This is a genomic window from Streptomyces cellostaticus (genome assembly GCF_001513965.1).
Classification (GTDB): domain Bacteria; phylum Actinomycetota; class Actinomycetes; order Streptomycetales; family Streptomycetaceae; genus Streptomyces; species Streptomyces cellostaticus.
This window is the reverse complement of sequence record NZ_KQ948028.1, coordinates 167,484-182,387: the sequence shown is the minus strand read 5'-3', so window position 1 is coordinate 182,387 and position 14,904 is coordinate 167,484. Positions and strand designations below refer to the sequence as shown.

The following is a 14,904-nucleotide window of genomic DNA, read 5'->3' as shown; positions in this document are numbered from 1 at the left end:
ATGTACGTCGGGATCGATGTGGGCACGTCCATGGTGAAGGCCGCCGCCTTCGACACCGGCGGCCGCGAACTGGCCGTGGAGGCACGGCCGGTGGACCTCGATCTGCGCGGTGGCGCCGTGGAGCAGGACATGGAGGAGGTGTACGCGGCCGTCGTCGCCGTGCTGGAGGCGGTGACCGCGCGGGTGCCGGAGCCCGTGGAGCTGGCCGGGCTGACCGGGCAGGGCGACGGGGTGTGGCTGGTGGACGCGGCGGGCCGCCCGGTACGGCCCGCGGCCTCCTGGATGGACGGCCGGGCCCATGACCTGGTGGACCAGTGGCTGGCGGACGGCACCTTCGAGACCGTCTTCCGGCGCACCGGCAGCGCCGTGTTCCCCGGCTGCCCGGGCCCGCTGCTGGCCTGGCTGGACCGGCACGAGCCGAAGTCGCTGGATACGGCCGCGGCGGCCGTCTCCTGCAAGGACATGGTCTTCCAGCGGCTGACCGGCGGGGCACGTGCGGTGACGGATGTGTCGGACGCGTCGATGCCGTTCCTGGACCCGCGCACCCGGCGTTACGACAACGGGGTCGTGGAGCTGCTCGGGCTGGCCCACCGCCGGGGGCTGCTCGCCCCGGTGGCCGACCCGGTGGCGACGGCCGAGGCGTGCGGCGCGGGCCTGCCGTCCGGCACCCGGCTGGCGAACGGCCCCTACGACCTGCCCGCCTGTGCGCTCGGCGCGGGCGTCACGGCCCCCGGGGACGGCCTGCTGATCGTCGGTACCTGCCTGGCCGCCCTGGTCGCCACCACCGAGCTGGACCTCGGCGGTGAACCGGCCGGTCTGTACATCTCCACCGACCGGCCCGGCCACTGGCTGCGGGCGATGCCCGCGATGGTGGGGACGGCGGCCCTGGACTGGGTGCTACGGACCACGGGCGTGCGGCACTCCGAGGTCGACGCCCTGCTGGCCGCCACCCCGCCCGGCGCCCACGGGGTGCGGGTGCTGCCGTACTTCGCGCCCTCCGGCGAGCGGGCCCCCTTCGTGGAGCCCCGGCTGCGCGCCGAACTCACCGGTGTCTGCCTGGAGTCGACGCCCGCCGACCTGATCCGCGCGACCTGCGAGGGCATCGGTTACGCGGCCCGGCACTGCCTGGCGGCGGCGGGCCTGACCGGTTCGCTCGCGGTGTGCGGGGGCGGCACCCGCAGCCCCGCCTGGATGCGGCTGCTGGCCGACGTCCTGGGCCGCCCGCTCCGGGTGGTCGAGGGCGAGGTGGGTGCGCGGGGCGCCGTGCTGGCGGCGGCCGAGCGGTACGGCGTCGCCCTGGACGCGGCGGCCTGGACCGAGCCGACCCTCGTCGTCGAGCCGGACGCGGCACGGGCGGCGTACTACGCGAAGGGGTACGAGGAGCACCTGGAACGGGTGGCCGAGGCGCGGGAACGGGCCCGGCGCTGACCGGGCCCGTGCGGGGAGGTCTACAGGTTGCTGAAGTCCGGGCCCTTCGTCCTGCTCCGCTTGATCTCGTAGAAGCCCGGTACGGAGGCGACCGCCAGGGTGCCGTCCCACAGGCGGGCCGCCTCCTCGCCCTTCGGGGCGGGGGTGACGACGGGGCCGAAGAAGGCGATCTGCTCGCCGTCGGCGCCCGGGACCGCGATGACCGGGGTGCCGACGTCCTGGCCGACCTTGTCGATGCCCTCCTTGTGGGAGGCGCGCAGCTCGGCGTCGAACTCGAAGTCCTTCTGCTCGGCGTACTCGATCAGCTCGGCGGGCAGGCCGACGTCCGCGAGCGCACCGGCGATGGCCTCCAGGGTCGGGCCCTCGCCGTTGTTGTGGATGCGGGTGCCGAGCGCGGTGTACAGCGGGCCGAGGACGTCCGCGCCGTGCTTCTGCCAGGCCGCGGTGACCACGCGCACGGGCTGCCACGCCTTGACGGCGAGCATCTCCCGGTACTCCTCGGGCAGCTCGTCCAGCTTGTTCTCGTTGAGGACGGCGAGGCTCATGATGTGCCAGCGGACCTCGATCTCGCGGACCTTCTCCACCTCCAGCACCCAGCGGGAGGTCATCCAGGCCCAGGGGCACAGCGGGTCGAACCAGAAGTCCACGGGGGTCTTGCCGGACGGGGTGGTCGCGGTCTCGGACATGCTTCTCCTCAGCCGAACGGTTCTTTTGAAGGCTCAACATCGCCCCTCGTACCCCCATTCCCTGCTGCCCCGTGTCAGGTGCGCGTGGCAGGATCGGTCCTGTTCAGCCGCTACCAAGCGATCACAGAGGAGTGCCGCCCGTGCCCGGTGAGAATCTGACCCGTGACGAGGCCCGGGAGCGGGCCGCCCTGCTGTCCGTCGACGGGTACGAGGTGGCGCTGGACCTGCGATCCGCCGTCGGCGACGGGGGCGGGGAGCCGCGCACGTTCCGCTCGGTGACCACGATCAGGTTCCGCTGCAACGAGCCGGGCGCGTCGAGCTTCGCCGACCTGATCGCACCGAGCGTGACCTCCATCACGCTCAACGGGAAGGATCTGGACCCCGGTGAGGTCTTCGACGGCTCCCGGATCCTCCTGGAGGACCTGGCCGCGGAGAACGAGCTGACGGTCGACGCCCAGTGCGCCTACTCCCGCACCGGCGAGGGCATGCACCGCTTCGTGGACCCCGAGGACGACGAGGTCTACCTCTACACGCAGTACGAGCCGGCCGACGCCCGCCGTGTCTTCGCGAACTTCGAGCAGCCGGACCTCAAGGCCCCGTACCGCTTCGAGGTGCAGGCGCCCGAGGGCTGGACGGTGTGGAGCAACGGCGCGGGCGAACGCGTGGACGGCGTCTGGCGGTTCGCGGAGACGAAGCCGATCTCGACGTACATCACCTGTGTGACGGCGGGCCCGTACCACTACGTGACCGACTCCTACGAGCGGACCTTCGAGGACGGGACCAAGCTGGAGATCCCGCTCGGCGCCCTGTGCCGCAAGGGCCTCGCGCCCCACTTCGACGCCGACGACGTCTTCCTGGTCACCAAGCAGGGCCTGGACTTCTTCCACGACCACTTCGACTACCCGTACCCGTTCGGGAAGTACGACCAGGCGTTCGTGCCCGAGTACAACCTGGGCGCGATGGAGAACCCGGGTCTGGTGACCTTCCGCGAGGAGTACATCTTCCGCGGGAAGGTGACGCAGACGTCGTACGAGGCCCGGGCGAACGTCGTCCTGCACGAGATGGCGCACATGTGGTTCGGCGACCTGGTCACCATGGAGTGGTGGGACGACCTGTGGCTGAAGGAGTCCTTCGCGGACTTCATGGGCACGTTCGCGAACGTCGGCGCGACGCGCTTCACCGACGCCTGGATCACCTTCGCCAACCGCCGCAAGGCCTGGGCCTACCGCGCGGACCAGCTGCCCTCCACGCACCCGATCACGGCGGACATCCGCGATCTCCAGGACGCGAAGCTGAACTTCGACGGCATCACGTACGCCAAGGGCGCCTCCGCGCTGAAGCAGCTGGTGGCGTACGTCGGCGAGGAGGCCTTCCTGGAGGGCGCCCGCCGCTACTTCAAGCGGAACGCGTACGGCAACACGCGCCTGGGCGACCTGCTGTCGGTGCTGGCGGAGACCAGCGGCCGGTCCATGACGACCTGGGCGCACGCGTGGCTGCAGACGGCCGGGGTGAACTCGCTGACCCCGCAGGTGCTGCTGGACACCGAGGGCGGCCGGATCGCCGAGCTGTCCGTGGTCCAGGACGCCCCGGAATCGCACCCCGAGCTGCGCCCGCACCGGGTCGCGGTGGGCCTGTACCGCCGTACGCCCGAGGGTGCGCTGGAGCGGTACGCGCGCGTGGAGACGGACGTCGAGGGTCCGCGTACGGTCGTGGCGGAGCTGACCGGCGCCGAGGCTCCGGCACTGGTGCTGGTCAACGACGACGACCTCACGTACTGCAAGATCCGCTTCGACGCGACCTCGCTGGTGACCCTGCGCGAGCACCTGGGCGCGCTGACCGACCCGCTGGCCCGCGCGCTGTGCTGGTCGGCGCTGTGGAACCTGACCCGGGACGCGCTGCTGCCGGCCCGGGACTTCGTGGATCTGGTGCTGCGGTTCTCGGGCCGCGAGTCCGACATCGGCGTGCTCCAGATGCTGCACGCGTGGGCGGACTCGGCGCTGGTGCACTACGCGGCGCCCGAGTGGCGGGCGACGGGCGAGAAGCTGGTCGCCGAGGGCGCGCTGCGGGAGCTGCGGGCGGCCGGGCCGGGCAGCGAGCACCAGCTGGCCTGGGCGCGATTCTTCGCGACGGTGGCCTCCGCCGAGGCGGACCTCGCCCTGCTGAAGGACCTGCTGGACGGCACGGAGACGGTCGAGGGCCTGGAGGTGGACCAGGAGCTGCGCTGGGCGTTCCTGGAGCCGCTGGCGGCCCACGGGGTGGCCGACGAGTCCCGACTCGCGGCCGAACTGGCCCGTGACGACACGGCGTCCGGCAAGCGGCACCAGGTCCGCTGCCTGGCCGCGCGGCCGTCGGCGGCGGTCAAGGCGCAGGCCTGGGCGCAGGTCGTGGAGTCCGACACTCTGTCGAACGCCCTGGTGGAGGCGACGATCGCGGGCTTCGGCCGGCCCTCGCAGCGGGAGCTGACGGCGCCGTACGCCGGGAAGTACTTCGCGGCGATCGAGCGGATCTGGCAGGAGCGGTCGATCCAGATCGGCATGGATGTCGTGCGGGGCCTGTTCCCCTCCTTCCAGGACCGGCCGGAGACGCTGGACGCGACGGACGCGTGGCTTCGGTCCCACGCGGACGCGGCTCCGGCGCTGCGCCGGCTCGTGCTGGAGGCGCGGGACGACCTGGCGCGGTCGCTGCGCGGCCAGGCGTGCGACGCGGCGGCGGCCGGCAGCTGAGCCTTGGCCTGAGGTCGTCGCCCCGGTGACCGTTACGGAATTCAGGCAATAGGAGCCGTAACCCCTGGTCCGCACCCGATTGGACCAGGGGTTTTCGCTGCCTACTCGGCACCCGAACACCTGTCCTTTAGTTCCAGCTTGTCCGCATTTATCGACGGCCGTGTAACAGCGGTTAAAGGGGGGACCGAGCGCGGGAATCCCGACGCCATGACGCACAACACCCCGGTCTCCCCCCGCCCCCTCCGTCACCTCTCCGAGGTCCACCGCCGCGTCCTGACGGCGGCCCAGCTCCGCTCCCACGGCGTGACGTCGGCCGAACTGAACGAACAGTGCCGCCCCGGCGGCCCCTGGCAGCTGCTCCTGCCGAACGTGGTCCTGCTCCACCCCGGCCCGCCCACGAGCGAGGAGCGGCTGCACGGAGCGCTGCTGTACGCGGCGCGCGAGTCGGCGCCGGGAGTCCCGTCCCAGCCCACCGCCGAGGACCCGCACCGCCCGGTGTACGCGGAGGCGGTGATCACGGGGCTGGCGGCCCTGACCCTGCACGGCTTCTCGTCCACCCCGCCGCTGCTGTCCCTGGACCGCGTCGACATCCTGGTCCCCCGGCTGCGCCGGCTGCGCTCGGCGGGGTACGTGCGGATCCTGCGCACCCCGGCCCTCCCGACTCCCCGCGCGGTGACGGGACTTCCGGTGGCGCCGGTGCCGCGCGCACTGGCGGACGCGGTGGCGGAACTGACGGACGCGGGCGCGGTACGGCGCCTGCTGACGGAGGCGGTACGCGGCGGCCACTGCGAACCGGCCTCGGTGGTACGGGAGTTGACCGTGGCGAAGCTGCTGAACCGGCCGCACGTGGTGGACGCGGTGGACTCGCTGCTGGCCGAGGGCCGGGCGATCGCGGAGGACCGGCTGTACCGGATGGTCCGGGAGTACGGCCTGCCCGACCCGGTCTGGAACGTGGACCTGCGCCTGCCCGGCGGCCCCCACCTGGGCGGCGTGGACGCCTACTGGCCGGAGCAGGCGGTGGCGGTGGAGCTGGACACGCGGGCTCCGCGCCAGGACGAGGACGCGCTGTGGTCGGAATACGCGCGCAAGCGGGAGCACTTGGAGCGCCTGGGAATCACGGTCGTCTACATCACCCCCAAGAAGCTCAGGCAGTCCCTGGAGCAGCAGGCGGCGGTGGTCCGTACGGCGTTGATGGCGTCCGGCGACCGTGATCCGGCCGCGTACGTCGTGGTGCTCCCCCGGTAGTGACGGACCGGGGGAGCATCAGGAGGGGAGAGGAGGGGCCACCGGGCCGCACACCGGTGGCCCCTCCTCGTGCGTGCCGCGGTGCTCAGTCGCCGGTCGTTCCGTCCAGCAGCTCGCGGATGATGTCGAGGTGGCCGTTGTGCCGGGCCGTCTCCTCGATCAGGTGGAGGATGATCCAGCGGAGGTTGGGGCGGCCCAGGTCGCGCCGTTCGCGCTCGGCCTCCGTGTCGAGGTCGCTCGAGGCGACCAGTTCCCGGTACCGGGCACTCTGCGCCTCGTACTGCTCCAGCAGCTGGGCCAGGGGCACGTCGACCGCGATGCGCATCTCCCGGTCGGGGTCCTCGTCGGTCCACGGGCCCTCGTCCTCCCGGCCCAGGAACACCACCTCGAACCAGTAGTACTCCACCCAGCGAAGGTGGCTGATCAGCCCGCACATCGTCATCAACGGGGAGCCGGGCAGCGGCGGCTTGCGTGCGTCCTCCGGTGAGACGCCCTCGCATTTCGCATGGGCGGTGGCGCGGACGTAGTCGAGGAAGGTGGCCAGCTGGGTGCGCTCGTCCCAGGCGGGAGGCGTGTCAGTTCGTGTCATCGGGGTGGACCATCCCGGACGACGAGTTCCACCGTCAATCCAATTTTCGTACGCCGCCCGGGTGAGGGCTCACCCGGACGGACGAGCACGGCGGGCGGGGGCGGGCGGGCCGCGATAGAGGAGACTCATGAGACAGTCCCGAATAGCGGCAGGTGCGTCCTCCCTCCTCCTCGCGGCCGCCTGTGCCTTCGCCGACCCCGCGACGGCACAGGTGGCGCCCCGAACCGTGGCCGCCGGATATGTGGCCCTCGGTGACTCCTACTCCGCCGGTGTCGGAGCGGGCGACTATCTGTCCTCCGGCACGGACTGCAAGCGCAGCAGCCGGGCGTACCCCGTCCTGTGGGCCGAGGCCCATGCGCCGTCGTCCTTCGTCTTCGCCGCGTGCAACGGCGCCCGGGCGAGCGACGTCCTGGCCGACCAGCTCGGCCCGCTCAGCGCACGCACCGGCCTGGTCACCCTCACCGTCGGCGGCAGCGACACGGGCTTCGCCACCGTCATGACGAGCTGCGCGCTGGGCGGCACCACCGGGTGCCTGTCCGCCGTCTCCAGTGCGCGCGCCACCATGGACGGGCCCCTTGCGGACAACCTCGACCGGCTCTACTCGGCCATCCGCGGCAGGGCTCCCGCCGCCCATGTCGTGGTGCTCGGCTATCCGCACCTCTACCAGCTCAGGGGCACCTGCGTGGTGGGCCTTGCGGACACAGAGCGCGCCGCCGTCAACGACGCCGTGGACCACCTCAACACGGTGATCGCCCAACGCGCCGCCGACCACGGGTTCACCTTCGCCGATGTCCGGGCCGCCTTCGCGGGCCACGAGATCTGCTCCCCCAGCCCCTGGCTGCACAGCGTCGACCTGCTGGCGATCACCGAGTCGTACCATCCCACGGCTCCGGGACAGTCCCTCGGCTACCTTCCCGCCCTGACCGACGCGACCTGAACCCCGCTGCTGCCCGAGCCGGGCCGCCTTCCGCGTCCAGCCGCTACCGCGGCTCGGGCAGCCGCGAAGCCTGCGTGTGTACGCCGTCCAGCAGCGCGGCGTACGCCGCGATCATGCGCGTACGGCTGAAGCGTTCGCGGCTCGCCACCAGCGCCGGGGTGAGGTCGGCCCGGGCGGCGACCGCCGCGGTCCAGGCGCGCGCGACGGCCTCCGGGTCCTGCGGGGTCACGAAGCCGTGGCCCCGCACGATCTCCGCGCTGTCGCCCACGTCCGTCGTCACGGGGACGGCACCGCACATCATGCCCTCGATCAGGCACAGAGGCGCCGCCTCCCCGGAGACGGAGGTCAGGGCGACGACGTCGGCGCCGGCGTACACCGCCTCCATGTCGCGGCGTACGCCGAGGAGCCTGATCCGTTCGGCGAGGTGCCGGTCCTCGCCGAACGCGACCTCGATGTCGGCCCAGAGGGCCGGGTTCTCGTCGGTCATGCCCGCGCCGCACATCAGCACCCGTCCCTCAGGCTCGCGGGCCAGCCACGCGCGGGCGGCCCGGAGGAGGAGCGGGACGTTCTTCATGTGCGCGTAGCGGGCCGCGAAGACGACCACCGGTGCCGGGGCCGGGATGCCGAGAGACGCGCGGAAGGCGAGTCGTGCGGCCGCGTCCGGGCGGAAGCGGAGCAGGTCCACCCCGTTGGGAATCACATGCAGCACCTCGCCGGGGATGCCCGCCGCCTCGTACGCCGCCCGGGTCGACTCGGCGCAGCACACGCACGCCACCACCGTGCCGTCGGCGATCGCGGCCTTCAGCTCGTCCAGGGCGGGGCCCTGGTTCTCGGGGTCGGAGCGGTGCAGGCCGACCACGACCGGGCGGCGCGGCAGGCCTGCCTGGTTCAGGAGGGCGAGCGGCTGTTCCTTGAGGGAGAGGATCACGTCCGCGGCCGCCATGGCCCGTGCCGTTTCGGCCAGCTCCGGTCCGCTGAAAACGGACGCCGCGACCGATCCGTCCACCAGGCCGGCGCTGCGCCCCAGTGACGTGACCCCCACGCCACCGGCCGTGAGCGACCGGTAGCAGGTGTCGTCCTCCATCCGCTGCCGGGTGGCCTCGCGGTGGACCTCTCCATGGATGCTGAGTACCTGGTGGGACTGGCCGCCCTCGGCCAGTCCCCGTACGACGTCGCTGTGCACGATCCGGGCCCCTCCGGAGAAGAAGCCCTCGTAGACCGACAGCACACGCAGTCCGTGCCTTGTACGCACACGACCACCCGCCTTGCACAAAAATCGAGCCATCCCCGTGAACAGCGGGTTAGCCGATATGAGGCGGTACGTACATTGCGTCCGCGTTAACACGGAGCGACGCGCGTGAAACGTTGGCTAACAGAATTCCCCATTGATCACGGCGTTCGTGTCCCCGGCCCAGTCCCCGTTGAAATTCAGCGCCAGAGCATGGCGGCCGTCGGCCGTCGTCACGGCCGAGGATGCGGAGCCGTGGATCCCGCCGTCATGGCCCCAGACATGAACGCCGCAGGTCAGCGTGGTGTCCATGAGTCCGAGGCCGTAGCGGGTGTTCGGGGCGCCGTCGATCTTCACCGTGGTCTTCATTTCCTTCAGCTGCTGGGGCGGAAGGAGTTTTCCGCGCAGCAGAGCGCTGTAGAAGCGGTCGAGGTCCGCGGAATTCGAGATCATTTCACCGGCCGCGGAGGCGATCGAGGGATTGAGGTGCGTGACGTCGTACGACGGGCCCGCCGGGTCCTCGAACTTCGAGTAGGCGCGGCTGCTGGGGCGCGGGACCGTGACCCGGGTGCCGGGCAGGGAGGTGGCCGTGAGATGCAAGGGGCTGATGATGCGACGGGTGATTTCGGTGGCGTACGAGTGCCCCGTCACCTTCTCGATCACCATGCCGGCCACGACGTAGTTGGTGTTGGAGTAGTTCCAGGACGTGCCCGGCGCGAAGTCCGGCTTGTGCTTCATCGCGATCGCCACCAGGTCGGGCGGGGTGAGCGTGTCGTAGCGGTGCGCGAAGAAGCCGTCCTTGGTGAAGTAGGCGCGGCCGAAGTCGTCGTCGGCCGTGTAACTGTAGATGCCGCTGGTGTGGTTGAGGAGCTGGCGGACGGTGATCCTGCGGCCGTCGTGGCCGTGGCCGCGCACGACCCCGGGCAGCCACGTGTCCACCGTGTCGTCCAGGGACAGCCTGCCCTCCGCCTCCAGCTGGAGCAGGACGGTGGAGACGAAGCTCTTGGTGATGCTGCCGACCCGGTAGCGGTCGGCCGTCGAGCGCGGCCTGCCCGTGCCGAGGTCGCCCACGCCGGCGGTCGTGGACCAGGTGCCGTGGGCGTCCTTCGCGGTGGCGGTCACCCCGGGCACGCCGGCCCGGACCGCCGCCTCGATCGCGCGGCGGGTGGCCACGTGACCGTCGCCCGAGTGGCCGCCCGTGGCGGGGCCGGCCGCGAGCGCCGGACCCGCCAGGGCCGCCGAGAGAAGCAGGGTGGTGACGCCCACCAGAGCCGTACGTACGCGCATTTCTTCCCCCAAACTGTGCCGTTCGGTTCAGTCGGGAGGAGAAACCTGGTGGGGGTGCGCGAAGGTTGCCTCTATGTGGGGCAGTTGGGTGAATTTCAGCCCTTCTTCAGCACCAGCTCCGTGTTCCGGTCGGCCGCGCTGCCCGCGAGGGTCTTGTTGGCGCCGGGGGCGTTGTACGACAGCTCGCGGTAGAGGGCGGCGAGGCCGGTCTGGGAGAGGTCGGCGTAGTCGGTGCGGTGCGGGGCGGCCGACTCGATCAGGGTGGTGAAGACGGACAGCGTGCCGTCCTTGTTGTCCACCAGCTCGATGACCCGGGCGAGCTGGGGGTAGTCGACGTGCGAGGCGGTGGAGATCTCCCAGAAGGAACGGCCGCCCGAGGCCTGGTGCGGGGTGATGACGTTCTTGTGGATGTGGCCGTTCACCCAGGCCAGCACGTTGGCGTGGGAGGCGAGGAGCGAGATCACCTCGGCACCGTTGTGGCGCCGCTCCCCCGGGCGGGCCGGGTCGGGGCGGGTGTTGGTCATCGTCTTGCTGGTGTGGTGGCTGAAGACGACCGCGTGGGAGTCCTTGTTGTCCTTGAGCGTCTTGTCCAGCCACTTCAGCTGGGCGGTGCCGATGGACCCCTCGTAGTGCCCGCCGGCGTCGGTGGTGTCGAGGCTGATGCCGATGACGTCGTCGGAGATACGGAAGGCGTAGAACTGGGTGCCCGCATCCAGGTTCGCCGAGGAGTAGCCGTGGCCGGCCGGGCCGTGGCCCTGGTAGGCGGGGTCCAGGTGGGCCTTCAGATAGTCCGCGGAGGTGTACGGGGCCCGCTTCTCGTCCGGGGTGACCGAGTGCATCGAGCGGGCGTGGGCCTTGAGGAAGTCGCGGTAGCCGGCGCCCTTGGGGTCGGTGGCGTTCTTGATGGCGTCCTGGAGTTTCTTGGCGTCGGCGGCGGAGACGCTCATCAGCTTCTTGCCGCCGATGGCCGCCTCGGCGAGGTAGGGGTCGCCGTGGGAGCCGTAGCAGCCGAGCGGGAGGGCGTCGTGGTTGCCGACGGTGGAGTACCAGGGCAGGTTCAGCCCGGGGCTGCGCACCTCGCGGATCGCGGCGGCCAGGAAGCCCTTCAGGTGCGGGAAGCCGAGCGCCTTGTCGCCGTCGCGGGCGGTGGAGTCGGGCTGCCAGTACAGCTTGAGGCCGCTGTTCTGCACGCCCTCGTAGTGCCGGGGGTCCCCGGAGTTGGGGCTGATGCGGCCGCCGCTCATCACCTTCATGAACCACTCCAGTTCGGAGTGGGCGTTGTTGTCGGTGTTGTCGCCGGTGGTCATGACGAAGTGGAGCGGGGCGCCGGTGACGGGGGCGCCCCGCAGCGCGTTGACCCGCTCCACGAGCGAGACGGCACCCGGCACGGTCAGCGCCTCGTGCGGGCGCCAGGCGTGCGGGTCGGTGGAGCGCAGGAACTCCAGGCGCAGCGGGTGCTGGACGTCCATCAGGTGCAGATCGGTGAACTGCACGAAGGCGGCGAGGGTCGTACGGCGGCCCGCGCGGCCGGACTTGGGGGCGGCCAGGTCGCTGCGCACGACCCGCTTCCAGCCGGGGCCGTCGCCGAGGCGGCGGTAGCCGGAGCTGTTCCGGGGGGCGGCGACGGAGGCGAGGGTGGTGCCCCTGGTGTAGGGGGCGAGCGAGGTCGCCGCGGTGGCCTGCCGGGAGTGGGCGACGGGTGCCTCCGCGGCGCCGGTGGCGGCCTGGCTGTCGGTGGGGCGCAGGGCGTAGCCGACGCCCGCGGAGAGCGAGACCGCTCCGGCGGCGGCGAGGACGGTACGGCGGTGGACCCCCATGGCGGAGGTGGCGACAGAGCGTATGCGCGACATGGCGCGATCTCCCCGGGTGCGAACGCGTCGGCTGTGGTCGCGGGCGATCGCTCTCGCGAACTACCCGCTCGCTCTGGATGCTTGGCACCGGGGGTGACCTGTGCGTGAACACGACAGCAACGCGCAGCGCCGATCACCGTACGTGGATCTCGGGGTCGGGATGCGGTCATGGAGTGGATTGCGAGCGGCCCAGGGCCGGTTACTCCTCGTTCATCTCCTGGGGTAGGGGACGGTCCTCGAGCCGTCCGTCCGCCGGGCGCTCGCGCCACAGCCTGAGCGCCACGTCGACCAACCGGATCCGGTTGAGTCCGGGTACGGCGTCCAGCTCCTGCCAGGCGGCGAAGTCCGTGGAGCCGTTCACCTCGTGACGGAGTTCGCCGCCGACGATCTCGCCCTCGTAGAGGATCCGCAGGGCTTGGTGGTCGGTGGCGGGGGTGAGGCCCTGGCCGGGGAAGTGATGGCGGCGGGAGTCCACGCCGAGCAGACCGGTCACCCGGATGCGGTAACCGGTCTCCTCGGTCACCTCGCGGCGGACGGTGTCGTACGGGTCCTCGCCGTGCTCCATGCCGCCGCCCGGCAGCACCCACTCGGGGGTGCCGTCGGGGGCCGGGGACCGGGCGAGCAGGATCCGTCCGTCGCGGACGCACACGGCGTAGGCCGCCACCCTCAAGTTCTTTCGCATGTACGGACGTTAGTCCGCCGCCGATGGGTTGGCGGGCGAGTATTCCGGCGCCGACCAGCGCAGAGGTACGGCCGCCGCCGTTTCCCGTATCTCCGTGACGGCGAAGCGGACCGTCCGCTCGCCGTCGGGGCCGAACTCGGCGTGCGCCTCGCCGGTCAGTTGCAGCACCGTGCCGGTCGTCCAGTCCAGGAAGAGCAGTCCGGCGCGCGGGTCGGTGCGCAGGTTGCCGAGGGTGAGGAACATGGCGTTGCCGGGGTAGTCGGGCCAGGTCAGTTCGTTGGGTGAGACGGCACGGACGAAGCCGGGGTTGCCGCCGCGGTGGCTGACGTCGGCGCCGTGGCCGTGGACCGTGGCCAGGAAGAAGGTGTCGGCCGCGGCGATGAACTCCACTTGTTTCAGGGTCAGTTCACTGCTGCGCCGAGGCTCCCCGGGGATGCGGTGCACGGTCTCGTAGCTCTCCCTGCGCTGGATGTACTTGGGGCAGTTGGAGAAGACCTGGTCCGCTTCTACGGCGAAGCCCCTGCGTGTCGGCCTCAGCCGGCCGTTGAGGCGCATGCGGCGGCGGGTGCGGGGGTCCAGGGCGATGGTGCCTATGTGGGTGCCCGGGGATTTCAGGGCCGTCGCGAGGGGGTCCGTAAGGCCGTCGTCCGGGTGCGGGTCGCATGTGGTTGCTCGCGCCCGCGCGGCGGTAGCCGCACCTCCGACACAGCCCCGCACCCCTTCAGGTTGGCTACCCCGACCGGTGTCCGTGATGACCGACATCTGCCGGGGTCCGGTGGCCCGGACAAAACCGGGTGCGCCCGTGAGGGCCGAGGCCCACACCCTCCCCGTCCCCGGGTCCGCCGCACCCACGACCAGCAGCGGCTGGATGCCCAGGAAGGCCGCCGCGACCGGCTTGATGTCCTGGCCGAGGGAGCGGCCGACGTGGTCGGCGCGCTCCCGCACGCCGACCAGGTCCTGCAGGGCGCGCGAGCCCGCGTGATACGCGCTCATGACTAGAAGAAACCGCAGGTCGGAGCGGAGCCGTGCGGGGCTGGTGCACCCTCGGCGCCCAGCGGCGCGGCGATCTCCAGGCGGATGCCGTCCGGGTCGTGGAAGAAGATCCCGCCCGAGGCCGCGCCCTCCCGGTGGGCCACCACGCCCTCGTGGGCGAACTCCACCCCGGCGCCGCGCAGTGCCGTCTCGTACTCCCGGACCCGGTCGATGGACTCGGCCGTGAAGGCCAGGTGGTGCAGTCCGGCCCGGCCGCCGTCGTACGGCCCCTGCGCCTGCTGCCAGAGGGTGAGGACGGGTCCGTCGCCGCCGTCTCCCAGGAGCGCGTACCTCCGGTCGTCCTCCTTGCCCTCGGCGAGCAGCGCGAATCCCAGGACGTCCCGGTAGAAGGCGAGCGAGCGGTCGAGGTCGGTGACGTTCAGGCCGGTGTGGCCGGTGCGCAAGGTCATGGCTCTTCCCTTCGGACTATCTAACTGTCTTCATCCACATTAGACGGTTAGAATCGAGAGCGTCAACCGGTCACGTACTCTTGACTGGTTAGCCGAGAAGGAGTGCCCGATGTCCGCCGCCCGCGACCCCCGCCCGCTCACCGGTGAGCCGCTTGCGCTCGACCTGCTCAACACGCGATGGAACCGGGAAGGCGTCACCCAGGACCTGCTCGCCGACACCGAGGGGCTGGCCGTATGGCTCGCCTCCAACGGGCTCGACGTCGCCCGCGCGGGCGACGAGGACGCACTGCGCCATCTGCGCCAGGCGCGCGAGGCACTCACGTGCGCGGTGGACGGGTCACTGACGCAAGGGGCGCCGCTCGTCGACGCCGTCCTCGCACACGGGCGCATCCGGGCCCGGCTGACCACCGAGGGAGCGGCCGAGGAGCCCGAGTTCGCCGACCCGTCCTGGGGGCCGGCCTGGCTGGCCGCCCGCAACTACCTGGAACTGCTCGCCGAGGCCCCGGACCGGATCCGCACCTGCGCCCACGAGACGTGCATCCTGCACTTCTTCGACACGTCCAGGAACGGCACCCGCCGCTGGTGTTCGATGGCCGCGTGCGGCAACCGCGCGAAGGCGTCCCGCCATTACGCCCGCTCCAAGGAAAACTGAGCGAATCCGCAGCCATTCAGGCCTTATCGGGTCAATTCACATCGCGGGTTTTCCCCATACGTTCATATCGTTTCGGTCAACGGTCCCCAAAGTTCCGTCCCTTGGGTGAAGCTGTGCCCTCGTCCGGCACTGGACTCTTCACCTACAAGGGATGC

At 71.4% G+C, this 14,904-nt stretch carries 13 protein-coding genes; 5 read left to right on the top strand and 8 right to left on the bottom strand.

Going from position 1 to position 14,904, the window contains the following annotated elements:
- Complete coding sequence (locus AQI88_RS25570) at window positions 1–1,428, top strand: FGGY-family carbohydrate kinase (protein ID WP_067003488.1); 1,428 nt, start codon at window positions 1–3, stop codon at window positions 1,426–1,428.
- A gap of 20 nt (window positions 1,429–1,448) precedes the next feature.
- Here AQI88_RS25570 and AQI88_RS25565 read toward each other — a convergent pair whose 3' ends face one another.
- Window positions 1,449–2,114: a mycothiol-dependent nitroreductase Rv2466c family protein gene (locus tag AQI88_RS25565; RefSeq protein ID WP_067003486.1), complete on the bottom strand. Its 666-nt coding sequence runs from the start codon at window positions 2,112–2,114 to the stop codon at window positions 1,449–1,451.
- A 140-nt stretch (window positions 2,115–2,254) separates the two neighbouring features.
- Here AQI88_RS25565 and pepN point away from each other — a divergent pair, with 140 nt between their 5' ends.
- Together pepN and AQI88_RS25555 are read left to right on the top strand one after the other, a co-directional pair.
- Window positions 2,255–4,837: an aminopeptidase N gene (gene pepN / locus AQI88_RS25560; protein ID WP_067003484.1), complete on the top strand. Its 2,583-nt coding sequence runs from the start codon at window positions 2,255–2,257 to the stop codon at window positions 4,835–4,837.
- 207 nt (window positions 4,838–5,044) lie between these two features.
- Window positions 5,045–6,082 (top strand): hypothetical protein, encoded by a 1,038-nt coding sequence (locus AQI88_RS25555; protein ID WP_067003483.1) that lies wholly within the window; start codon window positions 5,045–5,047, stop codon window positions 6,080–6,082.
- An 85-nt stretch (window positions 6,083–6,167) separates the two neighbouring features.
- Here the strand turns inward: AQI88_RS25555 and AQI88_RS25550 are convergent, their stop codons facing one another.
- Window positions 6,168–6,671, bottom strand: a complete 504-nt coding sequence (locus AQI88_RS25550; RefSeq protein WP_067003480.1) for a DinB family protein — start codon at window positions 6,669–6,671, stop codon at window positions 6,168–6,170.
- 127 nt (window positions 6,672–6,798) lie between these two features.
- Here AQI88_RS25550 and AQI88_RS25545 point away from each other — a divergent pair, with 127 nt between their 5' ends.
- Entirely contained in the window at window positions 6,799–7,608 is an 810-nt protein-coding gene (locus AQI88_RS25545; RefSeq protein WP_067003479.1) for an SGNH/GDSL hydrolase family protein, read from the top strand.
- Window positions 7,609–7,651: 43 nt separating this feature from the next.
- Here the strand turns inward: AQI88_RS25545 and AQI88_RS25540 are convergent, their stop codons facing one another.
- The 6 genes from AQI88_RS25540 to AQI88_RS25515 all read right to left on the bottom strand — a co-directional run bounded on the left by AQI88_RS25540 (window position 7,652) and on the right by AQI88_RS25515 (window position 14,097).
- Entirely contained in the window at window positions 7,652–8,836 is a 1,185-nt protein-coding gene (locus AQI88_RS25540) for a glycosyltransferase (protein ID WP_067003478.1), read from the bottom strand.
- A gap of 141 nt (window positions 8,837–8,977) precedes the next feature.
- Entirely contained in the window at window positions 8,978–10,123 is a 1,146-nt protein-coding gene (locus AQI88_RS25535; RefSeq protein ID WP_208615898.1) for a serine hydrolase domain-containing protein, read from the bottom strand.
- A gap of 95 nt (window positions 10,124–10,218) precedes the next feature.
- Window positions 10,219–11,973 (bottom strand): TIGR03767 family metallophosphoesterase, encoded by a 1,755-nt coding sequence (locus AQI88_RS25530; protein WP_067003477.1) that lies wholly within the window; start codon window positions 11,971–11,973, stop codon window positions 10,219–10,221.
- A 199-nt stretch (window positions 11,974–12,172) separates the two neighbouring features.
- Window positions 12,173–12,655, bottom strand: coding sequence for an NUDIX hydrolase (locus AQI88_RS25525; RefSeq protein WP_208615897.1), 483 nt, complete (start codon window positions 12,653–12,655; stop codon window positions 12,173–12,175).
- A gap of 9 nt (window positions 12,656–12,664) precedes the next feature.
- The gene (locus AQI88_RS25520; protein WP_067003473.1) at window positions 12,665–13,648 is read right to left on the bottom strand and encodes a pyridoxamine 5'-phosphate oxidase family protein; all 984 of its coding nucleotides are present in this window, start codon (window positions 13,646–13,648) and stop codon (window positions 12,665–12,667) included.
- A gap of 2 nt (window positions 13,649–13,650) precedes the next feature.
- On the bottom strand, window positions 13,651–14,097 hold the full coding sequence (locus AQI88_RS25515) for a VOC family protein (protein ID WP_067003470.1): 447 nt from the start codon (window positions 14,095–14,097) through the stop codon (window positions 13,651–13,653).
- A 109-nt stretch (window positions 14,098–14,206) separates the two neighbouring features.
- Between AQI88_RS25515 and AQI88_RS25510 the strand changes: the two genes are divergently transcribed.
- Window positions 14,207–14,749, top strand: a complete 543-nt coding sequence (locus AQI88_RS25510; protein WP_067003468.1) for a CGNR zinc finger domain-containing protein — start codon at window positions 14,207–14,209, stop codon at window positions 14,747–14,749.
- The last annotated feature ends 155 nt before the right edge of the window (window positions 14,750–14,904 follow it).